General features: G+C 71.8%; 19 protein-coding genes. 16 read left to right on the top strand and 3 right to left on the bottom strand.

The window, feature by feature from the left end; genetic code table 11:
* The first annotated feature begins 91 nt into the window (after positions 1 to 91).
* The gene (locus tag ACZ6EG_RS10485) at positions 92 to 1,375 is read left to right on the top strand and encodes a polysaccharide deacetylase family protein (RefSeq protein ID WP_366766456.1); all 1,284 of its coding nucleotides are present in this window, start codon (positions 92 to 94) and stop codon (positions 1,373 to 1,375) included.
* A 28-nt stretch (positions 1,376 to 1,403) separates the two neighbouring features.
* Here ACZ6EG_RS10485 and ACZ6EG_RS10490 read toward each other — a convergent pair whose 3' ends face one another.
* On the bottom strand, positions 1,404 to 2,384 hold the full coding sequence (locus ACZ6EG_RS10490; RefSeq protein WP_469603352.1) for an ATP-binding protein: 981 nt from the start codon (positions 2,382 to 2,384) through the stop codon (positions 1,404 to 1,406).
* 111 nt (positions 2,385 to 2,495) lie between these two features.
* On the opposite strand from ACZ6EG_RS10490, the gene ACZ6EG_RS10495 reads away from it, so the two are divergent.
* Positions 2,496 to 3,320, top strand: a complete 825-nt coding sequence (locus ACZ6EG_RS10495; protein WP_469603355.1) for a Fic family protein — start codon at positions 2,496 to 2,498, stop codon at positions 3,318 to 3,320.
* A 429-nt stretch (positions 3,321 to 3,749) separates the two neighbouring features.
* On the opposite strand, the gene ACZ6EG_RS10500 is transcribed toward ACZ6EG_RS10495, so the two are convergent.
* Entirely contained in the window at positions 3,750 to 4,595 is an 846-nt protein-coding gene (locus ACZ6EG_RS10500) for an HAD family hydrolase (RefSeq protein WP_469603358.1), read from the bottom strand.
* 707 nt (positions 4,596 to 5,302) lie between these two features.
* Between ACZ6EG_RS10500 and ssd the strand changes: the two genes are divergently transcribed.
* The 7 genes from ssd to ACZ6EG_RS10535 all read left to right on the top strand — a co-directional run bounded on the left by ssd (position 5,303) and on the right by ACZ6EG_RS10535 (position 11,233).
* Positions 5,303 to 6,439, top strand: coding sequence for a septum site-determining protein Ssd (ssd, locus tag ACZ6EG_RS10505; protein WP_469603361.1), 1,137 nt, complete (start codon positions 5,303 to 5,305; stop codon positions 6,437 to 6,439).
* A gap of 554 nt (positions 6,440 to 6,993) precedes the next feature.
* Entirely contained in the window at positions 6,994 to 8,163 is a 1,170-nt protein-coding gene (locus ACZ6EG_RS10510; RefSeq protein ID WP_469603364.1) for a TadA family conjugal transfer-associated ATPase, read from the top strand.
* Entirely contained in the window at positions 8,160 to 9,050 is an 891-nt protein-coding gene (locus ACZ6EG_RS10515) for a type II secretion system F family protein (RefSeq protein WP_469603367.1), read from the top strand. The genes ACZ6EG_RS10510 and ACZ6EG_RS10515 overlap by 4 nt, the downstream gene beginning before the upstream one ends.
* The gene (locus ACZ6EG_RS10520) at positions 9,047 to 9,847 is read left to right on the top strand and encodes a type II secretion system F family protein (RefSeq protein WP_469603370.1); all 801 of its coding nucleotides are present in this window, start codon (positions 9,047 to 9,049) and stop codon (positions 9,845 to 9,847) included. Before ACZ6EG_RS10515 ends, ACZ6EG_RS10520 begins: the two co-directional genes overlap by 4 nt.
* 147 nt (positions 9,848 to 9,994) lie before the next feature.
* Positions 9,995 to 10,222, top strand: a complete 228-nt coding sequence (locus ACZ6EG_RS10525) for a DUF4244 domain-containing protein (RefSeq protein WP_356602199.1) — start codon at positions 9,995 to 9,997, stop codon at positions 10,220 to 10,222.
* Positions 10,209 to 10,646: a TadE family type IV pilus minor pilin gene (locus ACZ6EG_RS10530; protein ID WP_469603374.1), complete on the top strand. Its 438-nt coding sequence runs from the start codon at positions 10,209 to 10,211 to the stop codon at positions 10,644 to 10,646. The genes ACZ6EG_RS10525 and ACZ6EG_RS10530 overlap by 14 nt, the downstream gene beginning before the upstream one ends.
* 23 nt (positions 10,647 to 10,669) lie before the next feature.
* On the top strand, positions 10,670 to 11,233 hold the full coding sequence (locus ACZ6EG_RS10535) for an Rv3654c family TadE-like protein (RefSeq protein ID WP_469603555.1): 564 nt from the start codon (positions 10,670 to 10,672) through the stop codon (positions 11,231 to 11,233).
* A 173-nt stretch (positions 11,234 to 11,406) separates the two neighbouring features.
* Here ACZ6EG_RS10535 and ACZ6EG_RS10540 read toward each other — a convergent pair whose 3' ends face one another.
* On the bottom strand, positions 11,407 to 13,881 hold the full coding sequence (locus tag ACZ6EG_RS10540) for a DEAD/DEAH box helicase (RefSeq protein WP_469603377.1): 2,475 nt from the start codon (positions 13,879 to 13,881) through the stop codon (positions 11,407 to 11,409).
* An 81-nt stretch (positions 13,882 to 13,962) separates the two neighbouring features.
* Here ACZ6EG_RS10540 and bldG point away from each other — a divergent pair, with 81 nt between their 5' ends.
* From bldG to topA, 7 genes are all read left to right on the top strand, one after another.
* Positions 13,963 to 14,304 (top strand): anti-sigma factor antagonist BldG, encoded by a 342-nt coding sequence (bldG, locus tag ACZ6EG_RS10545; protein WP_003975386.1) that lies wholly within the window; start codon positions 13,963 to 13,965, stop codon positions 14,302 to 14,304.
* Positions 14,305 to 14,409: 105 nt separating this feature from the next.
* The gene (locus ACZ6EG_RS10550) at positions 14,410 to 14,841 is read left to right on the top strand and encodes an ATP-binding protein (RefSeq protein WP_391970714.1); all 432 of its coding nucleotides are present in this window, start codon (positions 14,410 to 14,412) and stop codon (positions 14,839 to 14,841) included.
* Between the two features lie 349 nt (positions 14,842 to 15,190).
* The gene (locus tag ACZ6EG_RS10555) at positions 15,191 to 17,596 is read left to right on the top strand and encodes a sodium-translocating pyrophosphatase (RefSeq protein ID WP_391970713.1); all 2,406 of its coding nucleotides are present in this window, start codon (positions 15,191 to 15,193) and stop codon (positions 17,594 to 17,596) included.
* A gap of 184 nt (positions 17,597 to 17,780) precedes the next feature.
* A complete protein-coding gene (locus tag ACZ6EG_RS10560; protein WP_391970712.1) occupies positions 17,781 to 18,392 on the top strand; it encodes a nucleoside/nucleotide kinase family protein in 612 nt (203 codons plus the stop codon).
* 49 nt (positions 18,393 to 18,441) lie between these two features.
* The gene (locus ACZ6EG_RS10565) at positions 18,442 to 19,959 is read left to right on the top strand and encodes a DUF7059 domain-containing protein (protein ID WP_469603383.1); all 1,518 of its coding nucleotides are present in this window, start codon (positions 18,442 to 18,444) and stop codon (positions 19,957 to 19,959) included.
* A gap of 344 nt (positions 19,960 to 20,303) precedes the next feature.
* Positions 20,304 to 20,501: a hypothetical protein gene (locus ACZ6EG_RS10570; protein ID WP_391970710.1), complete on the top strand. Its 198-nt coding sequence runs from the start codon at positions 20,304 to 20,306 to the stop codon at positions 20,499 to 20,501.
* Positions 20,502 to 20,771: 270 nt separating this feature from the next.
* On the top strand, positions 20,772 to 23,621 hold the full coding sequence (topA, locus tag ACZ6EG_RS10575) for a type I DNA topoisomerase (RefSeq protein WP_469603386.1): 2,850 nt from the start codon (positions 20,772 to 20,774) through the stop codon (positions 23,619 to 23,621).
* Positions 23,622 to 23,707 lie beyond the last annotated feature (86 nt).

Here is a 23,707-nt window from a genome sequence, read left to right on the forward strand (position 1 = left end):
ACCTTGACGGCGCTGACGGCACGTCCCGGCTCAGCACCCGATATCGCCCTCGTCGGCGTGGGCCCGAGAGAAGGAAGAAGGTGGGCGGAACATGGCCGCCACCCACAGGATCGCCGCGCGCACCGCGATCGCGGCCGCGGTCTGCGCCGCGTCGCTCGCCGGTTGCGCGATCGGCAGCGGCACCGGTTCCGGTGAAGGGACGAACGGTCCGCACAAGGAGAAGGGAGAGCCGGCGCCCGCGCCGAAGAACGTGGTCCGGCTGATCGGCGACGGCTCCACCGCGTACACCGGAGCCCAGCCGCACCTGCCGCGGCCCGAACGCCTCAAGCCCGGTCAGAAGCCCCCGCAGTTCGTGGTGTTCTCCTGGGACGGCGCGGGCGAGGACAGCCAGCGGCTGTTCTCCCACTTCCGCGAAGTGGCCAAGGAGAACAACGCGACGATGACCTACTTCCTGAGCGGCGTGTACCTGCTGCCCCAGGAGGAGCGGGACCTCTACCGGCCGCCGCAGCACTCTCCGGGCCGCTCCGACATCGGCTTCAACGACGAGCAGGGCATCGCCGACACCGTCAAGCAGCTACGGCTCGCCTGGCAGGAGGGCAACGAGATCGGCACCCACTTCAACGGGCACTTCTGCGGCAGCGGCGGCGGGGTCGGCGAGTGGTCCGTCGAGGAGTGGAAGGACGAGATCGGCCAGGCCAAGCAGTTCGTCAAGTCCTGGAAGACCAACACGGGCATGAAGAACGCCGCGCCCCTCCCCTTCGACTACGACAAGGAGCTGATCGGCGCCCGGACCCCCTGTCTGGAGGGCCAGGAGAACTTCGTGAAGGCCGCGGGCGAGATGGGCTTCCGCTACGACAGCAGCGGCGTCAACAACCAGGTCTGGCCGAAGAAGAAGCAGGGCCTGTGGGACGTGTCGATGCAGCTCGTGCCGTTCCCCGGCCACACCTTCGAGCAGCTCACCATGGACTACAACTTCATGGTCAACCAGTCGGGCACCACCACCCAGGGGGATCCTGCCAAGCACGAGTTCTGGGGCGACCAGATGCGCGACGGCCTGCTCCAGGGCTTCCAGCGGGCCTACGACGGCAACCGCGCGCCCCTGATCATCGGAAACCACTTCGAGTCGTGGAACGGCGGCACCTACATGCGTGCCATCGAGGAGGTCATCGAAGGGGTGTGCACGAAGGACGAGGTCCGCTGCGTCTCCTTCCGGCAGCTCGTGGACTGGCTGGACGCCCAGGACCCGAAGGTCCTGAAGAAGCTGCGCACACTGGGCGTCGGTGAGGCTCCCGAGAAGGGCTGGGCCTCCTTCCTGTCGGCCGGTCCCGCGCCGGCGCCGAAGGGCGTGCCCGGGGCGCCGGCCGACCGGCGGTAGCCGACCGGCGGACCCGGCGAGGGAGTCGTCACGCGGGAGCGACGACTCCCTCGCCGAGGACGAACCCGGGATCGACCTGCGCCGCCAGGTCGGCCCCGGTCCGCTCGTTGCCCCAGCTCCGGGCGTTCTTCAGATGGAAGTGGATCATCTGCTGCGTATAGCGCTCCCGGTCCCGCAGCCCGTACGCCGCCGCCACCGCCGAGTGCAGAGTGCGCAGCGCCCGCCGGTTGGCGTCCTCCAGGAGCTCGAACCGGGGCGGCCGGCCCTTCTCCATCGCACGCACCCAGTCCGAGTGCCCGACGGTCGTCAGCAGGTCCTCTCCGACCTGCTCGTGCAGGAAGTCGAGGTCGTCGGGCCCCTGGACCTTGTTGCCGACGACCTTCAGGGCGACGCCGAAGTCGCGGGCGTACTCCTTGTACTGGCGATAGACGGAGACCCCCTTCCGGGTCGGCTCGGCGACCAGGAACGTGATGTCGAAGCGGGTGAACATGCCGGAGGCGAAGGAGTCCGAGCCCGCGGTCATGTCGACCACGACGAACTCGTCGGGTCCGTCGATCAGGTGGTTCAGGCACAGCTCCACCGCTCCGGTCTTGGAGTGGTAGCAGGCGACTCCCAGGTCGGCGTCCGTGAAGGACCCGGTGACCATCAAACGGACGGCTTCGCCGTCGAGTTCCACCGGCCGGGCGCAGGCGTCGTAGACCGGGTTGTCCTCGCGCACCCGCAGCAGACGCGAGCCCTCTCCGGGGGGCGTCGTCTTGATCATCTTCTCTGACGAGGCGATGCGCGGGTTCGTGCCGCGCAGGTAGTCCTTGATCAGCGGCAGGTGCTCGCCCATCGCGGGCAGTCCGGCCGCGGCCGGCTCGTCGAGGCCCAGCGCGGCGCCCAGGTGCTGGTTGATGTCGGCGTCGATCGCGACGACGGGCGCACCTGTGGCGGCGAGGTGGCGGATGAACAGGGAGGACAGGGTCGTCTTGCCGCTGCCGCCCTTCCCGACGAAAGCAATTTTCATGTTCACCAAGGGTAGTGGAGCGATAGCTGTACGTGGCACGAGAGCCTGCCCCTACGTGAAGAAGACCACTCATTCGTGGGGCGCGGCGCCGGGGTGCGTAGGGTCGTACCCATGAGTACGACAGGCGCGACCGCCGATCCGCTCGCGGCCCTGGGCGCACTGCCCGGCGTGGCCGAGTCCGTGGAGTCCGTGCGCAAGGCCGTGGACCGGGTCTACGGTCACCGGATCATGCGGCGCCGCAGTCATGCCGTCACCTCCGAAGCGGCCCTGCGCGGTGCCCGGGGCTCGGCGGCGCTGTCGGGGGCGGACTGGGCCCTGGAGGAGGTCCGCAGGCGCTCCGACTTCAGTGGCGACGAGGAGGCGCGCGCGGTGGGTGCGGCCCTTCGGCTGACCGCCGAGGCCGGGCAGTTGCTGTCCATCTGGCGTCAGTCGCCGCTGCGGGTGCTGGCCCGGCTGCACCTGGTGGCGTCCGCGGACCACGGTGACCAGGTGGGGCGGCCCCGGCAGGCGGGCGAGCCGGTGGACGAGCCGCTCGTCGAGCTGCCGCTGCCGGACGCCGAGGAGGCGCACGGCCGCCTGGAGGGGCTCGCCGGGCTGGTCAGGGCGGGTGGCTCCGCGCCGGCGCTGGTGACGGCCGCCGTCGTGCACGGTGAGTTGATGGCGCTGCGTCCCTTCACGACCAGCAACGGCCTGGTCGCGCGCGCGGCCGAGCGCATCGTGCTGATCAACAGCGGGCTGGACCCGAAATCGGTCTGCCCGGCCGAGGTCGGTCATGCGGAGCTGGGCCGCGCGGCCTACCTGGCGGCGCTGGACGGCTACGTCTCCGGCACCCCGGACGGCATGGCCGCCTGGATCGCCCACTGCGGCCGGGCGGTCGAACTGGGGGCGCGTGAGTCGACGGCGGTGTGCGAGGCGCTCCAGCGCGGGGCGGCGTGACCTCGGGACGCACAGAAATGCGGCGGTACGAGGATTCGTACCGCCGCTGGCATGTCCACCGGGTTACCAAGCGTCCTCGATATGTGCCCATCAGGTCGGGTACTTCGCCCGTGCCCTGGTGCGGCTGGCCCGTAATCGACGGGTCGACGTCGCGTGGGTGCCCGGTGTCCATGCTCGGTCCGTGGGGCCAGATGCGTTCTTAAGGTGATCCTTTCGGATGTCCTTGGTCTCGCGGGCCGTTGAGTCCTTTGTACTCCTGAGCGGGAGCAGGCGGAAGTGGTGCCCGCACTTCTTTACTTTTGCGCTCATACACGGGTGAAAGAGGCGGGACGGCTCGTGCGCGGGAAAGCGGCCGACGGGTGAGGCCGCTGGGGGCGGGGCGGCCCGCCGGGGGCGGGTCAGGCCACGGGACAGGCCGCCGGGAACGGGTCAGGCCGCCGGGGACCGCCGTCGGCTCGCGTACCAGACGAGCCCCGCGGTGGCCGCCGCTGCCCCGATCGCGGCGGCGGCGACGAGCGCCGGACGCGGTGGCACGGAGAAGCCCCGGACCCGCTGCTTGAGCCGTACCGGACGATGGAAGTCGAGAATCGGCCACTCGCGCGCGAGCGCCTCACGGCGCAGCGTCCGGTCCGGGTTCACCGCGTGGGGGTGGCCGACGGACTCCAGCATCGGCAGGTCCGTCGCCGAGTCGCTGTACGCGTAGCAGCGCTTCAGGTCGTAGCCCTCGGACTCGGCCAGCTCCCGGATCGCCTCCGCCTTGGTGGGACCGTACGCGTAGTACTCCACCTCGCCGGTGAAACAACCGTCGTGCCCCACGATCATGCGGGTCGCCACCACGCGGTCCGCGCCGAGCAGCTCACCGATCGGCTCGACCACCTCGGCACCCGAGGTGGAGACGATCACGACGTCGCGGCCGGCGGCGTGGTGCTCCTCGATCAGCGAGGCGGCCTCGTCGTAGATGATCGGATCGATCAGGTCGTGCAGGGTCTCGGCGACGAGTTCCTTGACCAGTTGGACGTTCCAGCCGCGGCACAGTGCGGAGAGGTACTCGCGCATCCGCTCCATCTGGTCGTGGTCGGCTCCGCCGGCGAGGAAGACGAACTGGGCATACGCGGTACGCAGGACGGCCCTGCGGTTGATCAGCCCGCCTTGGTAGAAGGACTTGCTGAACGTGAGTGCGCTCGACTTCGCAATGACCGTCTTGTCCAGGTCAAAGAAGGCCGCTGTGCGAGGCATGGAGTGGGGCAAGGAGTGGTTTTCCACGACCCTGAGCATAGGCGCAGCCCATTCGGCGTAAGGTGGGGCGCGTGGGTTTGCCTGAGAAGCCTCTCGGGTACACCATGGAAGTCACGGATCGTTCGCGACCGTGCTAACCCGGTCCGACTCCTCCCCCCCCGAGTCGGCCGTGGAGACGACCCCCGCTCTCCCCCCCGGCGGGGGTCGTCGCATGTCCGGACGCGTTTTCCCGTCCTTCTTCTGCTTCTGGCACCGCGTGATGACGAGATCATCAGGGGTTTTGTCATGGGCATGAGATATGACGCTGGGTAGTCGGCGGACTGCTCTGCGGAAGTCGTGCAGGGGGTCGAGCGGGGGTGGTCGGGCTCACTGGTTTGAGTGATGGCGATATTCACAACAGTCGGGTTGTCCACAGTTTTTGACCAAGATCCACACGATTTCCCGGATCACTGCACCGTGATTCCCATGCGTCCGGGCCGTGCCGAGTTCCACGGCCGGTTCCGTTTGCCGGACGCGTATGGCCGGGTTCGACCGACGTTCAAGTCGACGTCCATGTCGACGTTCGAGTGGATTGTTCAAGTCGGGCGTTCAAGTGGGGCGTTGAAGTCGGGCGTCGCGTCGGCCGTTCGGGTGGGGCCGATCACCGGTTTCCACCCGGCTGGGACCGCGGGGCCGCAGGGGCCGCACGAGAGACCACGAGATGTCGGACGCGACCGCGGAAGTCGCGACGACGGGGGACGCACACCATGACCGGAACCATCACCCACGACCCGCCGCACCCCGCCGGAGGGCGGCAGAGCGGGCCACTGATCGTCACCGAGGACACCGCGCTCCTCGACGACCTGCTGCGCCTGTGCGCGGCGGCGGGCGCCACGCCGGAGGTGCACCACTCGGTGCCGACGACGCCCGCGACCCCCTCGGCGTCCGGACCGTGGGGCAGCTGGGAGGCCGCGCCTCTGGTCCTCGTCGGCGACGACGCCGCACGGCGCGTATGCGGAGCGGTGCGGAGGCGGGGAGTGGTCCTCGTGGGCCGTGACCAGGACGACTCGGGGGTCTGGCAGCGGGCCGTCGAGATCGGCGCCGACCACGTCCTGATGCTGCCCGACGGTGAGCAGTGGCTGGTCGACCGCATCGCCGACGTCGCCGAGGGCGTCGGACGGCCCGCTCTCACCATCGGCGTCATCGGCGGCCGGGGCGGTGCCGGGGCGTCCACGCTGGCCTGCGCGCTCGCCGTCACCTCGGCCAGGGAGGGGCTGCGCAGCCTCCTGGTGGACGCCGATCCGCTGGGCGGCGGCCTGGACGTCCTCCTCGGCGGCGAGACGGCCGAGGGGCTGAGGTGGCCCGCGTTCGCGTCCTCACGCGGGCGGGTCGGCGGTGGCGCCCTGGAGGAGTCGCTGCCCGAGCTGCACTCGCTGCGGGTGCTGAGCTGGGACCGGGGGGACTGCGTGACGGTGCCTCCCCAGGCCGTACGGGCGGTGCTGGCCGCTGCCCGGCGCAGGGGCGGCACCGTCGTCGTCGACCTGCCGCGTCGCGTCGACGACACGGTTGCCGAGGTCCTCGCCCAGCTCGACGTCGGGCTCCTGGTCGTCCCGGCCGAACTCCGGGCCGTCGCCGCGGCCGGCCGGGTGGCCGCCACGGTCGGGATGGTCCTGCCCGACCTCCGCGTCGCGGTGCGCGGACCGTACGACTCCGGACTCGACGACCGCGAGGTGGCCGGGCTGCTCGGACTGCCCCTGGCCGGCGAGGTCCCGGTCGAACCCGGTCTCCTGCGCGCCACCGACCACAGGCGTCCTCCGGGCACGTCCGCGCGCGGACCGCTGGCGCGCTTCTGCCGGGAGTTCTGGGAGCGGGCGCTGGTGGAGACGGGCGGTGGGACGGCATGAGGGGGGCGGCGGAGGTGCTCGGTGGAGGGCAGCGCGGGGTCGGGCGGAGGGCCGGCGGGATCGGTGGAGGGGAGTGCGGAGTCGGGCGGGAGGCTGGTGGGAGCGGCCCGGGGACGTGCGGGGTGACGGCGCTGGGGCCTGGCGGCCTGCGGCCGTCGGGCGGTGGTCCGGCGAGCCCCGGGGACCGGGCGGCGGGCGGAGGCTCGGGCGGTCCGGCCGCCGAACCGCCCCAGGGGCGGCCGACGGCGCACGCGGTCCCGCGGTGGGTCTCAGGGCCGGCGTCCGCTGGAACGGGGCCCGTGCGGGCTGCGGCGGCGGTGTCCGGGTCGGTTGTCCGGCGGGGCGGCTCGGGGGCGGATGCTGGGCGGGGCGCGGATCGAGACCTTGTATCGGTTGTCTCGGTTGTCGGGCCGGGCGCGGGTGCGGACGCCGGCGCTGGCGCGGGGATGGACGGCGGGTGGGCGGCGGGATCGGTCTTCGCGCGGCCTCGGACATCGGCGTCCGGGCGGTCCGCGGCGGAGGCCTTCGCGAGCGGCCCGGGGCCTGCCCCGGGGATGCTCGACGGCGTGCGGCGGTGGCTGGCCGAGAGCGGGGCGGACCCGACGCCCGCACGGGTGGCGCAGGCCCTGCGTGAACAGGGGCGGGTGCTCGGGGACGCGGAGATCCTCGGTGCCGCCGAACGACTGAGGTCGGAACTCGTCGGCAGCGGGCCGCTGGAGCCGTTGCTCGCCGACCCGTCGGTGACCGACGTCCTCGTCTCCGCACCGGACCGGGTGTGGGTGGACCGGGGCGGCGGTCTCCAACTGACAACGGTCGCCTTCCCGGACGCCGGTGCGGTGCGACGGCTCGCGCAGCGCCTCGCCACGGTCGCCGGTCGCCGGCTCGACGACGCCCGCCCCTGGGTGGACGCCCGGCTGCCCGACGGCACCCGGCTGCACGCGGTGCTGCCCCCGGTCGCCGTCGGCTGCACGTGCCTGTCGCTGCGAGTCGTACGGCCGCGCGCGTTCACGCTCGACGAACTGGCGGCGGCGGGCACCGTACCGCCCGACGGTGACCGCGTCCTGCGGGCGTTGCTGCGGGCCCGGCTGTCCTTCCTCGTCAGCGGCGGCACCGGCAGCGGCAAGACGACACTGCTGAGCGCGCTGCTCGGCCTCGTCGGTCCGGACGAACGCATCGTGCTCGCCGAGGACTCGGCGGAGCTGAGGCCCGACCATCCACACGTCGTCGGTCTGGAGACCAGACCCGCCAATCAGGAGGCCGCGGGCCTGGTCACCCTGGAGGACCTGGTGCGGCAGGCGCTGCGCATGCGACCGGACCGGCTGGTGGTCGGCGAGGTCCGCGGCCCCGAGGTGGTCCATCTGCTGGCGGCGCTGAACACCGGTCACAGCGGTTGCGGAACGGTGCACGCCAACGCCGCCGCCGACGTACCGGCCCGGCTGGAGGCGCTCGGCACCGCCGCAGGTCTTGACCGGGCGGCCCTGCACAGTCAGCTCGCGGCCGCCTTGTCGGTGGTCCTGCATCTGGTGCGGGACCGGGCGGGACGGCGCCGGATCGCCGAGGTCCACGTACTGGAGCGCGACCCCTCGGGGCTCGTGCGGACGGTTCCGGCGCTGCGGTGGGGCGCGGAGGCCTTCGTGGCCGAGCGCGGCTGGGAGCGGCTGCGGGAGCTGCTGCGGGGTGGCGGACTCGAGACGCGAGCTCAGGGTGAGGAGGCCCGAGGATGACGGGGACGGGGATGGGAACGGGTGGACTGTCGACCGGCGTGGCCCTGGTCTGTCTGGCCGCGGCGGCCGCGCTGGCGGGCAGCCGATGGCATGCCGGGACGCGGCGTGCGCGGCTGGTGCTCGCCGCCGACGGCGGGGCGGTCGGGGCCGGACCACCGTCGCTGCGCCGGATGACGGACGGGTTGCGGCGCCTTCGCGGCCGGCTGAGGCCCGAGTGGTGGTCGCTGGCGGCCGGGTTGGTGCTGGCGGCGCTGGGCGACTCCGTGCTGCCGGTCGTCGCGGGGGCGGCCGGAGTGCCGGTACTGCGGCGGACACGGCGGGCGGCAAGGGCGAGGCGGGCCAGGGAGGACCGCCAGGACGCGGTGATCGCGCTGTGCGGAGTGCTCGCCGGGGAGGTCCGTACGGGGCGGCAGCCGGGTGAGGCGCTGCTGTGCGCCGCACACGACTCCGGAGGACTCGGTGAGGCCCGGGCGGCGGTGCTGGCGGCGGCCCGCTTCGGCGGGGACGTCCCGGGGGCGCTCGCGGCGGCGGCGCGGCAACCGGGCGCCGAAGGTCTGCGAGGGCTCGCGGCGTGCTGGCGGGTCGCGGTCGACCAGGGCGCCGGACTCGCGGCCGGCCTCGACCGGCTGGAAGGCGCCCTGCGCGCCGAACGGGACCAGCGCTCCGATCTGCGGGCCCAGTTGGCCGGCGCCCGCGCCACGGCGGTGATGCTCGCGGGCCTGCCGGTCCTCGGTCTGCTGCTCGGTGTGGCCCTCGGTTCCGACCCGCTGCACGTCCTGCTGCACACGGGACCCGGGCTGGGCTGCCTGCTGGCCGGCGGAGTCCTGGAGTGCCTGGGCGTCTGGTGGGTGGCGCGGATCGTACGGGGAGCGGAGGCGACGTCGTGAACGGGGACGTCGTCCACGGGCTGGGGGCAGTGATGGGGACGGTGCTGGCCGCCGGGTGGCTCGCGCGCGGATTCGCGACCGGCCGACGGGAGCGAGCGGTACGCAGGCGACTGGCCGGGCTGTCGGCCACCCGGCCGGCCCGCGCCGCCCCACGAGGTGCCGCGGTACTGGGCGCCGTTCGCGACTGGCTCCCGGTGATGGGCACGGTGGGTGCCGGTTGGGCCCTGGTCGGGGGCGTCGCCGGCGTCGTGGTGGGCGTGGCCGGTGCGGCGGGGCTGTGGCGCTGGCGTACCCGACGGTCGGCCGGCGGTAGGGCCGAGGCGGAGACCGTTGCCGCTGAGGCCGCCGGGCAACTGCCTCTGGCGGCCGACCTCCTGGCCGCCTGCATCGCGGCGGGTGCCGGACCGGTGGCCGCGGCCCAGGCGGTGGGCGACGCCCTCGGTGGGCCCGTCGGAGATGCCTTGGGGCGCGGCGCCGCTGAGGTGCGGCTGGGCGGTGAACCGGAACTCGCCTGGCGCGCGTTGGCCGCGCTGCCGGGCTCCGGAGCCCTGGCGCGGTTGCTCGAACGGGCCGACGTGTCCGGTCTGCCCGCGGCCGGTCCGGTCGCCCGGCTCGCCGCCCAGGCACGCGCCGACCAGGCCCGTGCCATGACGACCCGGGCCCGCCGCGCGGCCGTCCTGGTGACCGCGCCGGTGGGGCTGTGCTTCCTGCCCGCCTTCATCGCGGTGGGTGTACTGCCGGTGGTGATCGGGCTCGCGGGCGGGGCGCTGGGCGACGGGGGAGGGGGTGGTGGCTGACGGAGCGGGACGGGGCGGGCCGCGGCGGGGCCGCCGGCGAGGAGCCGGCCCTCGTGACCGACGAACTCGCGAAGCACATACGGATCGACGAAGAGAACAACTGACCGGCGAAGAGAAACAACGGATCAGAACCTTACGGGGGTTGCGATGTATCAGGTGGTACGGGCACGGCTGAGTGTCCTGATGTGCGCGGTACGGACGACGTGGCTTCGGCGGGCCGGGCGCAGGGACGCCGGGATGGTCACTTCCGAGTACGCCATGGGGATCGTCGCGGCGGTCGCTTTCGCCGTGGTGCTCTACAAGGTGGTCACGAGCGGTGCGGTCAGCGCGGAGCTGCAGGGCATCGTGAAGCAGGCTCTCGATGCGCGGATGTGACCGGGCGGTGAGAACGGAATCACGCGGCGGCACTCGCGGCGATCCCGGCAGCCGGTCGGAGAGCGGTCCGGACGCGGGGTCCGACAGGGGGTTCGTCACGGCCGAGACGGCAGTGGTGCTTCCGGTGCTCGTGGTGTTCGCGATGGCGCTGGTGTGGGGGCTGCTCGTGGTGGCCGCGCAGATCCAGTGCGTGGACGCCGCCCGCACGGGCGCCCGAGCGGCCGCTCGTCAGGACTCGGCCGACGCGGTCGTGGAGGTCACCAGAGAGGCGGCTCCGCGCGGGGCGCGGGTCACCGTCAGCCGGGAGGCGGGCCGGGTGCGCGTGACCGTCGTCGCCGAACCGCCGGCCTTGCACGGCCTGCCCTTCGAAGTGCGGGAGGAAGCGGTGGCGTCGGTGGAGCAGACGGTGGGAGCGGAGCGGTGAAGGCCACCGCCGCGTTCCGGCGGATGACGAGCCGGAGACCATGCTCGGACCGGGCCCCTGATGCAGGCCTCCGCCTCGGCTCAGCTCGGGGTCCCGGTGGGTCCTGGGCCGGGGCCACCGGCACCGACCGGGGGGCCGCCACGGTGTGGAGCGTCGGCGCCATCGCCGTCCTGTGCCTGGTGTTCGGCATCGTGCTGGCCCTGGGGCAAGCCGTCGTGGCCCGGCATCGCGCGGCCGGCGGCGCCGACATGGCCGCGCTCGCGGCGGCGGACCACTGGGCTCAGGGCGGAGCCGCGGCCTGTGCCCGGGCGGAACGGGTCGCACGGGCCCAGGCCACGCGGCTGATGCGGTGCGTCCTCACCGGTCAGGTCTCGGACGTGACGGCGGCGTCGGGCCGGGGACCGTTCACGGTGGAGGTCCGGGCCAGGGCCGGCCCGGCGTCCGAGGCGGCTGCCCCCGTGCCGAGAGCCCCGGCGACGGATGACGCGGCGGCGGTTGACCCGCCGACGGATGACCCGGCGTCGGGGGATTCGCCTACGGATGATTCGCCTACGGGAGTAATACCGGCAGGGAGGCCAGAGGAGTGAAGCCCGGCGACGGTACCGCCTGAGCTAGAACGCCAAGGAGACAACGATGGCCGCGGCGAGGGCGGCGGCGGTGGCCATGGTGATGACCATGGCAGAGCGGTGGCGGCGGCAGCAGCGAGGGCGCCGGCTTTGGCGGGACGACGGTGGGGCCCCACGGCCCCCGCCGGCAGGCCTCACGGCCCCGCGCCCGCCGTCTCCGCCCGCTCCGCACCCCGCAGCAGCACCGTGAGCAGCCGCACGGCCCCGCGCTTGTGCAGTGGATCGTTGCCGTTGCCGCACTTGGGGGACTGGATGCAGGAGGGGCAGCCGGCGTCGCACTCGCAGGAGGCGATGGCCTCCCGGGTGGCCGTGAGCCAGTCGCGAGCCGTGTGGAAGGCGCGCTCGGCGAAGCCCGCGCCGCCGGGATGACCGTCGTACACGAAGACCGTCGGGAGCAGCGTGTCCGGGTGCAGGGGGACCGACACGCCGCCGATGTCCCAACGGTCGCAGGTCGCGAACAGGGGCAGCATGCCGATCGAGGCGTGCTCGGCGGCGTGCAGGGACCCGCCGAGGATCTCCGGGTTGATCCGGGCAGCGTCCAGCTGGTCCTCGGTGACCGTCCACCACACCGCGCGCGTGCGCAGGGTCCGGGGAGGGAGGTCGAGCTTCGTCTCGCCCAGCACTTCGCCGGTGATCAGACGCCGGCGCAGGAAGGAGACCACTTGGTTGGTGACCTCGACGGAGCCGTAGCACAGGCGACCGTCACCCCACGGGACCTCGGTGTCGGTCTCCAGGACGGAGATCGCCGTCGTGTCGCGGGCGACCGTGGAGTACGTCGGCGTGGCCTGTTCGACCAGGGCGACGGAGTCCTCCAGGTCGAGGGTGCGGACGAGGTACGTGCGGCCCTGGTGGAGGTGCACGGCGCCCTCGTGGACCGTCGTGTGGGCGGCGCCGGCGTCGACCGTGCCCAGCAGGCGGCCCGTCCCGGCCTCGACGACCTGGACCGGGCGGCCGCCCTCTCCGCGGATGTCGGTGAGGTCGGCGGCCCGTTCCCGGCGCGTCCAGTGCCAGGCGCGGGTCCGGCGGCGCAGCAGCCTGGCCTCCTCCAGCTGGGGGAGCAGCTCCTCGCAGGCGGGGCCGAACAGGGGCAGGTCCTCCTCGGTCAGGGGGAGCTCGGCCGCCGCCGCGCACAGATGGGGGGCGAGGACGTACGGGTTGTCGGGGTCGAGGACCGTGGACTCCACGGGCTGGTCGAACAGGGCTTCCGGGTGGTGGACGAGGAAGGTGTCCAGCGGGTCGTCGCGGGCGACCAGCACCGCGAGGGCCCCCTGCCCGGAGCGGCCCGCGCGGCCCGCCTGCTGCCACAGCGACGCCCGGGTGCCCGGATAGCCGGCGATCACCACCGCGTCCAGTCCGGAGATGTCCAGGCCCAGTTCGAGAGCGTTCGTGGCCGCGAGGCCGAGGAGGTCACCGGAGTGCAGGGCGCGTTCCAGGGCGCGGCGCTCCTCCGGGAGATAACCACCGCGGTACGCGGCCACCCGATGGGTCAGCGAGCGGTCGACCTCGGCGAGACGTTCCTGGGCGATCACCGAGATCAGCTCGGCGCCGCGCCGGGAACGTACGAAGGTGATCGACCGCAGGCCCTGCATGGTGAGGTCGGTGAGCAGGTCGGCGGCCTCGGCGGTGGCGGTGCGGCGGACCGGTGCGCCCTTCTCGCCCTCCATCTCGGTGAGCGGCGGCTCCCACAGGGCGAACACCAGTTCACCGCGTGGTGAGGCGTCGTCGGCGACCTCGACCACCGGGAGCCCGGTGAGCCGGCGGGCCGCCACCGAGGGCTCCGCCGCGGTGGCGGAGGCTAGCAGGAACACCGGCGACGCGCCGTAGCGGGCGCACAGACGGCGCAATCTGCGCAGCACCTGGGCGACATGCGAGCCGAAGACGCCGCGATAGGTGTGGCACTCGTCGATGACGACGTACTTCAGCGACTTCAGGAAGGAGGACCAGCGGGGGTGGGACGGCAGGATGCCGCGGTGCAGCATGTCCGGGTTGGTCAGCACGTACGTGCCGTACTGCCGGATCCACTCGCGTTCCTCGAACGGGGTGTCGCCGTCGTACACGGCGGCCCGAACGGATGTGCCCAGAGGTTGTGAAAGTTTCTTCACGGACCGGCACTGGTCGGCGGCCAGTGCCTTGGTCGGGGCCAGGTACAGGGCGGTGGCGCCACGCCCGTTCGGGGCCTCCGATCCGTCCAGCAGCGCCGACAGCACCGGCACCAGATACGACAGGGACTTGCCGGAGGCGGTACCGGTGGCCACGACCACCGAGTCGCCGTCCAGGGCGTGCTCGGCCGCCGTCGCCTGGTGGGCCCAGGGGTGTTCGATGCCCGCGGCCTGCACCGCGGCGACGACCTCGGGTCGAATCCGGTCCGGCCAGGCTGCATGACGCCCCGCACGCGGGGGCAAGTGCTCCGTATGAGTGATGCGCGCAGCCCGGCTCGGTCCCGCGGCGAGCCGGGCCAGGATCGTGCCTGGTTCGGGCCGGGAGCCGGGCCCGGCCGGGGATCGATCGGATCGGAGATTCTTGGCCATCGGCACCGAGTCTGTCACTGGCGTGACGGACAATGGGACCAAGGCGTCGTGCACGCCTGCCGGTAAGTGATTGAATGCCATCGCGGCTGGCGAATGTCCTGGGGGCTTCAAGCCGAGGTGTCCCGAAGGGCGACCGCTCGATAGCAAGGTGCTGGAGGATCCGTGGACCTGTCCCTGTCGACCCGTACCGTCGGCGATCGTACGGTCGTCGAGGTCGGTGGCGAAATTGACGTATACACCGCGCCCAAGCTGCGTGAGCAGCTGGTCGAGCTCGTGAACGACGGGAGTTTCCACCTCGTCGTCGACATGGAGGGCGTGGACTTCCTCGACTCCACCGGGCTCGGCGTGCTGGTCGGCGGACTGAAGCGGGTGCGCGCCCATGAGGGCTCGCTGCGCCTGGTCTGCAACCAGGAGCGCATTCTCAAGATCTTCCGTATCACCGGCCTCACCAAGGTGTTCCCCATTCACACCTCGGTCGAGGAAGCGGTGGCGGCCACCGACTGACGACCTGTTCCGGGCCGGTCGGCCCGGGGCGACTGAGTACAAGGGGGTCCGGGCCGGCAACGGTCCGGACCCTCGACAGCACGCCCGTAGTTCCGAGGGGGATGCATGGCCACCGTTGAACTCCGTTTCAGCGCGCTGCCCGAGCATGTCCGCACCGCCCGTCTGGTGGCGGCCGCGGTGGCACGCAGGGCCGGAGTGGACGAGGCCGTCCTCGACGAGGTCAGGCTCGCTGTCGGCGAGGCGTGCACCCGGGCCGTGGGCCTGCATCAGCACGTCGGCATCACGGCGCCGGTCAAGGTGTCGCTGATCGAGGAGGAGAAGCAGTTCTCCATCGAGGTCGGCGACGAGGCGCCGCACGCGGTGTCCGGGGCCGGAAACCCGGGCGCCGCCGGGGGCGACCCGGAGGCCGAGGAGGACGAGATGGGGCTCGCGGTGATCAGCGGGCTCGTCGACGACGTCGAGGTGACGGCCGGCGAGGACGGCGGTCTGATCCGCATGACCTGGCCGACCGCGCCTGCGGTGCTGCCGCCGGTCTGACCCCGCCGCGGCCCCCGTGGCCCGGTGAGTTCACCCGAAGGGCCCTACCTCGTAGGGCCCTTCGTCATGTGCGGGCGCAGATGCCCGCGCTTACAGTGGTGCCGAGCGCGCGCTGAGTGAATTCGTTCACGATCAATAGCACGGCAATCCGCGATCAACCCCGCGCGATCAATCGCGCGATCAATCCCGTGGGGAAGGATCACGGATTTAATGCCGGAAGGGCATTACTACTTCCATGCTCCTTGTGGTTGACAAGATATTTCCTTTTGTCGTGCACTGTTTTGATCAGGTTCCGGTACCTACAATCCCGTCCACATCTTGAGCTCAGCCCAAGCGTCAAGGAGGACGAATGGCGGAGCTTTCCACCTCTCATCAGTTGGGCGAAACCTCGACCCTCGCCGCCGCCGTACTGACCGACGGGAACCGCGTGCTGGTCGCGGTGATCGCGGTCGTGGCACTGGCGGCGCTGGTCCTCGCGGCGGTCCTGGTGCGCCAGGTGCTCGCGGCGGGCGAGGGTACCGACAGCATGAAGAAGATCGCGGCGGCCGTCCAGGAAGGCGCGAACGCCTACCTGGCACGACAGTTGCGCACGCTCGGCGTATTCGCCGTCGTCGTGTTCTTTCTGCTCATGCTGCTGCCCGCGGACGACTGGAATCAACGTGCCGGACGGTCGATCTTCTTCCTGATCGGCGCGGCGTTCTCCGCGGCCACCGGCTATATCGGCATGTGGCTCGCCGTGCGCAGCAATGTGCGTGTCGCGGCGGCGGCACGGGAAGCGACACCGGCCCCGGGTGAACCGGAAAAGGATCTCACCCTCGTCTCGCACAAGGCGACGAAGATCGCGTTTCGCACGGGTGGCGTGGTCGGCATGTTCACAGTGGGACTCGGCCTGCTGGGTGCCTGCTGCGTGGTGCTGGTGTACGCGGGCGACGCGCCGAAGGTCCTGGAAGGGTTCGGCCTCGGCGCGGCCCTGATCGCGATGTTCATGCGGGTCGGCGGCGGCATCTTCACCAAGGCCGCCGACGTCGGCGCCGACCTGGTCGGCAAGGTCGAGCAGGGCATTCCGGAGGACGATCCGCGCAACGCCGCGACCATCGCCGACAACGTGGGCGACAACGTCGGCGACTGCGCGGGCATGGCAGCCGACCTCTTCGAGTCGTACGCCGTGACCCTGGTGGCCGCGCTGATCCTCGGCAAGGTGGCCTTCGGCGACGCGGGGCTGGCCTTCCCGCTGCTGGTGCCGGCGATCGGCGTGCTCACCGCCATGATCGGCATCTTCGCGGTGGCGCCCCGGCGGTCCGACCGCAGCGGCATGAGCGCGATCAACCGGGGCTTCTTCATCTCCGCGGTGATCTCGCTGGTCCTGGTGGCGGTGGCCGTCTTCGTCTACCTGCCCGGGAAGTACTCGGAACTGGACGGTGTCACGGACGCGGCGATCGCGAGCCGGGGCGGCGACCCGCGGATCCTCGCGCTCGTCGCGGTGGCGATCGGCATCGTGCTCGCAGCCCTGATCCAGCAGCTGACCGGCTACTTCACCGAGACCACCCGACGCCCCGTCAGGGACATCGGCAAGACCTCGCTCACGGGGCCCGCCACCGTCGTCCTCGCCGGTATCTCGCTCGGTCTCGAATCCGCCGTCTACACGGCCCTGCTGATCGGCCTCGGCGTGTACGGGGCGTTCCTGCTCGGCGGTGCCTCGATCATGCTGGCGCTGTTCGCGGTGGCGCTGGCCGGCACCGGTCTGCTCACCACGGTCGGTGTGATCGTCGCCATGGACACCTTCGGGCCGGTCTCGGACAACGCGCAGGGCATCGCCGAGATGTCCGGTGACGTCGAGGGTGCCGGCGCCCAGGTGCTCACCGACCTGGACGCGGTCGGCAACACCACCAAGGCGATCACCAAGGGCATCGCCATCGCCACCGCGGTCCTCGCGGCGGCGGCCCTCTTCGGGTCGTACCGCGACGCCATCACCACCGGCGCCGCGGACGTGGGCGAGAAACTCAGCGGCGAGGGCGCACCGATGAGTCTGATGATGGACATCTCGCAGCCCAACAACCTCGTCGGGCTCATCGCGGGCGCGGCGGTCGTCTTCCTCTTCTCCGGGCTGGCGATCAACGCGGTGTCGCGGTCGGCGGGTGCCGTGGTCTACGAGGTGCGGCGGCAGTTCCGGGAGCGGCCCGGGATCATGGACTACAGCGAGAAACCCGAGTACGGCAAGGTCGTCGACATTTGCACCAGGGACGCCCTGCGGGAACTCGCCACGCCCGGGTTGCTCGCCGTGATGGCGCCCATCTTCATCGGGTTCACGCTCGGCGTGGGCCCGCTCGGCGCGTTCCTGGCGGGCGCGATCGGCGCGGGCACGCTGATGGCGGTGTTCCTCGCCAACTCCGGTGGCGCCTGGGACAACGCCAAGAAGCTCGTCGAGGACGGTCACCACGGCGGCAAGGGCAGCGAGGCCCACGCCGCCACCGTCATCGGCGACACGGTCGGCGACCCCTTCAAGGACACCGCGGGTCCGGCCATCAACCCCCTGCTCAAGGTCATGAACCTGGTGGCGCTGCTCATCGCGCCGGCGGTCATCAAGTTCTCCTACGGCGCCGACGAGAACATGACCGTGAGGGTGCTGATCGCGGTCGTCGCCTTCGCCGTGATCGCGACGGCGGTCTACGTGTCCAAGCGGCGCGGCATCGCCATGGGTGACGAGGACGATCCCGACCCGAATCCCAAGTCGGCCGATCCGGCGGTGGTTTCGTAGCCCCGACGCGGAGCCCCGCAGGGGGCGCAGGTCAAGAGACGGGCGGACGGCGCGTGGTGACGCGTCGTCCGCCCGTGACGTGTTCCGCGCCCCTGTGACCGTGAGCCTTATCTCTCTTGGTGCAAATGGCTTCAATACCGTCATAACGGATGTTCGTCCTGCGGATGTCCCCCATCCGGCGTGTATGTTCCGGGGCCGAGAGCCATGGGAAGGGACCAATCCGGTGAACAAGAAGCTCGCGGCCGCACTGTCCGGCGGTGCGGTACTGGTACTGGCGTTGACGGGATGCGGCGGCGGCGACGACAACGACAAGCTGGACGCCTGGGCGAAGGACGTCTGCGACGCCGTGCAACCGCAGGCCAAGAAGATCGAGTCGGCCAACGCCGCGATCCAGAAGGAGACCTCGGACAACAGCACGCCGGCGGAGGTCCAGAAGACCGACGCCAAGGCGTTCCAGGACATGTCCGACGCCTACAAGGCGATGGGCGGCGCCGTCCAGAAGGCCGGGGCGCCCGACGTCGAGGACGGCGAGAAGAAGCAGAAGGACGCCGTCACCGAGCTGAACGGCCTCTCCTCCTCGTACGCCTCCCTGCGCAAGCAGGTGGAGCAACTCGACACCAAGGACCAGGCGAACTTCGCCGACGGCCTCAAGGACATCGCCACCGAGCTGAACAAGCTCAGCAAGAGCGGCAGCAACGCGCTCAAGACCCTGGAGGAGGGTGAGGTCGGCCAGGCCATGGCCAAGCAGGAGAGCTGCAAGTCGGCCTCGGTGACGCCGTCGGCCGCCGCCGGCTGACCTCCGCCGCACGGGCGCGGGGCGGGGGTCGCAGGGCCACAATGGGGGTGTGAGTAACGCCAGCCTGTCCCCCCTGCCCTCCGCCGACCGCCCCGACGTCACCGCCCGGCTGCGGGACGCCCTGCTCGGCGCCTCCTTCACCGCCGACGGACTGCTGGAGCTGCTCGGTGCCCCGGCCTACGCGGCGCTGTCGCGCAGCGAGACCGTGCCCGCGCTCCGGGCCACCCGCGGCGACACGCCGTTGGAACGCCTCGTACGGCTGTTCCTGCTCCAGCAACCCGTGCCCTACGCGCGCGTGGCGGACGTGCTGCCCGTGGGCGACTGCCTGGAGAGCGGGTGGCTCGTCCGCGCGGGCGACGACGAGGTGGCGGCCACCGTGGACGTACGCCCGTACGGAGGGCCCGGCGGCGAGGACTGGTTCATCGTCTCCGACCTCGGCTGCGCGGTCGGCGGTGCCGGCGGCATCGGCAACCGCGCGGAGGGCGTCGTCCTCGGCGTCGGCGGCGCGTCGATGACGCTGGCCGGCCTGACCGTCCGCACGCCCGTCTCCGCCGCCCTGGACCTCGGTACCGGCTCCGGCATCCAGGCGCTGCACGCCTCCCGGCACGCCACGCGCGTGACGGCGACCGACGTCAACCCGCGTGCCCTGCACATCACCGCGCTCACGCTCGCCCTGTCCGGTGCCCCGGCCGCCGACCTGCGGGAGGGCTCGCTCTACGAGCCGGTCGACGACGGCGACACGTACGACCTGATCGTCTCCAACCCGCCCTTCGTGATCTCACCGGGCGCCCGGCTCACCTACCGCGACGGCGGGATGGGCGGGGACGATCTGTGCCGGTCGCTCGTTCAGCAGACGGGGGAGCGTCTGAACGAGGGCGGGTTCGCGCACTTCCTCGCCAACTGGCAGCACGAGGAGGGGGAGGACTGGACGGACCGGCTGCGCTCCTGGGTGCCGCGCGGCTGCGACGCGTGGATCGTGCAGCGCGAGGTGCAGGACGTCACGCAGTACGCCGAACTGTGGCTCAGGGACGCGGGGGACCACCGCGCCGACGTGGCCGAGTACCAGGCGCGCTACGACGCGTGGCTGGACGAGTTCGAGGCGCGCAAGGTCAAGGCGGTCGGCTTCGGGTGGATCTCGCTGCGCCGGTCAGGATCCGCGGAGCCCTCGATCACCGTCGAGGAATGGCCGCACCCGATCGAGCAGCCGCTCGGCGAGACGGTGCGCGCGCACTTCGACCGCGTCGACTACCTGCGCGCCCACGACGACGCCGCCCTGCTGGAGGCGCACTTCACGCTGGCCGGCGAGGTGGTGCAGGAGCAGGTCGGGCTGCCCGGCGCCGAGGACCCGGAGCACGTCGTGCTGCGCCAGAACCGCGGCATGCGCCGCGCCACCCGCGTCGACACCGTCGGCGCCGGTTTCGCGGGCGTCTGCGACGGCTCCATGAGCGCCGGCCGCATCCTGGACGCCATCGCCCAGCTGGTCGGCGAGGACCCGGTGGCGCTGCGCGACCGCACGCCCGCCCAGATCCGCCTGCTGGTGGAGCAGGGCTTCCTCGAGCCGGCGTAGGCGGGACGGGCGCCCGGCGCGCCTCGTCGACGGCGGGCGGTGGGCGGCGGCGGTCGCCGCAACCGGCGTCCAGTGGGCCTCTCGGCCGCCGGAACCCAGGTCCTGTGGGCCTCCTTAGCCGCCGGAACCGCGTCGAGCGGGCTCCGCGTCCAGCGGAACCGGTCCGGGCGGCGGCGGTGGGCGCCGGCCGTCTTCGGCGTCGTAGGGGAGAAACGAGCCACGGGCGGTCGCACCGCCGATCCGTCGGCTCCTCGTTCACCTCGGGTTCGCCTCTGCGCCGCCCGCGCGTGACAGCCTCCACGAGGCTGGACACGCGCGGGCTGGAGAAAAGAGGCACGGGGACCATGGAGAGCGGGCCGGCGATCTTCGCGGGAATGGTGTTCGCCCTGTTCGGAGCAGGTCTGCTGACGTGGACGGCGACCCGGGTACGGCACGGTCAGCCCGTCGCGCACGGTGTGAGCCCCGTCGCATCGGCGGCCCTCGCGAGCGTCGCCGGAGTCATCGCGCTGGCCCTCGGGGCATGGTGCCTGACACGCGCCTGAGAGGCCGGTTCCGGACCCCGGCCGCACCCCCGCCCAGGTAATCGGCGGGTCGCGCTCCGGATACCCGCGCCGGGGCCGGTACTCACTCCGGGCGGCAGGAACAGGGTTCGTCGGGTTACCGTTCGAGTGGCCGTTGCGGGCTTTTCCCGTTTGACACGGGGGCGGGAGGTACCGTCACACTCCGCAGCGTCACGACCGAAACGCAGCACGACCCGACCCCGGGAGCACTGCCTGGGGAGGCCCCAGCGTCGACCGGAGAGAAGAGCGAAGTTGTCCCCGACCAGCGAGACCGCGAACGGCGGCCGCCGACTCGTCATCGTCGAGTCGCCTGCCAAGGCGAAGACGATCAAGGGCTATCTCGGCCCTGGTTACGTCGTCGAGGCGAGCGTCGGGCACATCCGCGACCTTCCCAGCGGCGCCGCGGAGGTGCCGGAGAAGTACACCGGCGAGGTCCGCCGCCTCGGTGTGGACGTGGAACACGACTTCCAGCCCGTCTATGTGGTCAACGCCGATAAGAAGGCGCAGGTCAAGAAGCTCAAGGACCTGCTGAAGGACTCCGACGAACTCTTCCTCGCCACCGATGAGGACCGCGAGGGCGAGGCCATCGCGTGGCACCTCCAGGAAGTCCTCAAGCCGAAGATCCCGGTCAAGCGCATGGTGTTCCACGAGATCACCAAGGACGCGATCCGGGCGGCCGTCGCCAACCCGCGCGAGCTCAACCAGAAGCTCGTCGACGCCCAGGAGACCCGCCGCATCCTCGACCGCCTCTACGGCTACGAGGTCTCGCCGGTCCTGTGGAAGAAGGTCATGCCGAAGCTGTCGGCGGGCCGCGTCCAGTCCGTCGCCACGCGGCTGGTCGTCGAGCGGGAGCGCGAGCGCATCGCCTTCCGCTCCGCCGAGTACTGGGACCTCACCGGCACCTTCGCCACCGGCCGCGCGGGAGACGCCTCCGACCCGTCGTCGCTGGTCGCCCGCCTCCAGACGGTCGACGGCAGGCGGGTCGCCCAGGGCCGCGACTTCGACTCCCTGGGGCAGATCAAGAGCGCGAACACCCTCCACCTCGACGAGGCGAACGCCCGCGCGCTCGCCGCCGCCCTGGAGAACACGCGCTTCGCCGTCCGCTCGGTCGAGTCCAAGCCGTACCGCCGCTCGCCGTACGCCCCGTTCCGTACGACGACGCTCCAGCAGGAGGCGAGCCGCAAGCTCGGCTTCGGCGCCAAGCCGACGATGCAGATCGCCCAGAAGCTGTACGAGAACGGCTACATCACCTACATGCGTACGGACTCGACGACCCTGAGCGACACGGCGGTCAAGGCCGCCCGCGCCCAGGTCACGCAGCTGTACGGCGCCGACTACCTGCCCGCGCAGCCGCGGACGTACGCCGGCAAGGTGAAGAACGCGCAGGAGGCGCACGAGGCGATCCGCCCCTCGGGCGACCGTTTCCGCACGCCCGCCGAGACCGGTCTCACCGGCGACCAGTTCAAGCTCTACGAGCTGATCTGGAAGCGGACCGTCGCCTCCCAGATGAAGGACGCGACCGGCAACAGCGTCACCGTGAAGATCGGTGGCGCCGCCTCCGACGGCCGGGACGTCGAGTTCAGCGCGTCCGGGAAGACGATCACCTTCCACGGCTTCCTCAAGGCCTACGTCGAGGGCGCCGACGACCCGAACGCCGAGCTGGACGACCGCGAGCGCCGGCTGCCGCAGGTCTCCCAGGGCGACGCGCTGACGGCCGAGGAGATCACGGTCGACGGCCACGCCACCAAGCCCCCGGCCCGCTACACCGAGGCGTCGCTGGTCAAGGAGCTGGAGGAGCGCGAGATCGGCCGCCCGTCGACCTACGCGTCGATCATCGGCACCATCCTGGACCGCGGCTACGTCTTCAAGAAGGGCACGGCCCTCGTCCCGTCCTTCCTCTCCTTCGCCGTGGTCAACCTCCTGGAGAAGCACTTCGGGCGGCTCGTCGACTACGACTTCACCGCCAAGATGGAGGACGACCTCGACGCCATCGCGCGCGGCGAGGCCCAGGCGGTGCCGTGGCTGCGCCGCTTCTACTTCGGCGAGGGCGCGGGCGGCGGCGCCGCCGACGCCGGCAACGGCGACGGGGACCACCTCGGCGGCCTCAAGGAACTCGTCACCGACCTCGGCGCGATCGACGCGCGCGAGGTGTCCTCCTTCCCCGTCGGCAACGACATCGTGCTGCGCGTCGGGCGCTACGGCCCGTACATCGAGCGCGGCGAGAAGGACTCCGAGAACCACCAGCGCGCCGACGTCCCCGAGGACCTCGCGCCGGACGAGCTCTCCGTCGAGCTGGCGGAGGAGCTGCTCGCCAAGCCGAGCGGCGACTTCGAACTGGGCACCGACCCGGCCACCGGCCACACCATCGTTGCCAAGGACGGCCGCTACGGCCCCTACGTCACCGAGGTGCTCCCCGAGGGCACCCCGAAGACCGGCAAGAACGCCGTGAAGCCGCGCACGGCCTCGCTGTTCAAGACGATGGCGCTGGACACGGTCACCCTGGACGACGCCCTCAAGCTCATGTCGCTGCCGCGCGTCGTCGGCACCGACGCCGAGGGCGTCGAGATCACCGCGCAGAACGGCCGCTACGGCCCGTACCTGAAGAAGGGCACGGACTCGCGGTCCCTGACGTCCGAGGACCAGCTCTTCACCATCACGCTGGACGAGGCGCTCGCGATCTACGCTCAGCCGAAGCAGCGCGGCCGGGCCGCGGCCAAGCCGCCGCTGAAGGAGCTGGGCACCGACCCGGTCAGCGAGAAGCCGGTCGTGGTCAAGGACGGCCGCTTCGGCCCGTACGTCACCGACGGCGAGACCAACGCGACCCTGCGCTCCGGCGACAGCGTCGAGGAGATCACGCCGGAGCGCGGCTACGAGCTGCTCGCCGAGAAGCGTGCCAAGGGGCCCGCCAAGAAGACGGCGAAGAAGGCCACCAAGAAGGCGCCCGCCAAGAAGGCCCCGGCCAAGAAGGCGGCGGCCACCAAGAAGACGGCGGCGGCCAAGACGACGGCCGCGAAGAAGACCACGGCCAAGACCGCGGCGAAGACAACGGCGAAGAAGACGGCCACCAAGACGGCCACCGCCTCCACTTCGACCGAGGACTGAGCCTCCCCGCGCCCTGCGCGGATCGCACGCCCCGGCATCATTTCGGTGTCGGGGCGTGCGTACGTTCGGCCGGGTACGCCGGAGTG

The sequence above is a fragment of the Streptomyces sp. NPDC041968 genome (assembly GCF_055589025.1).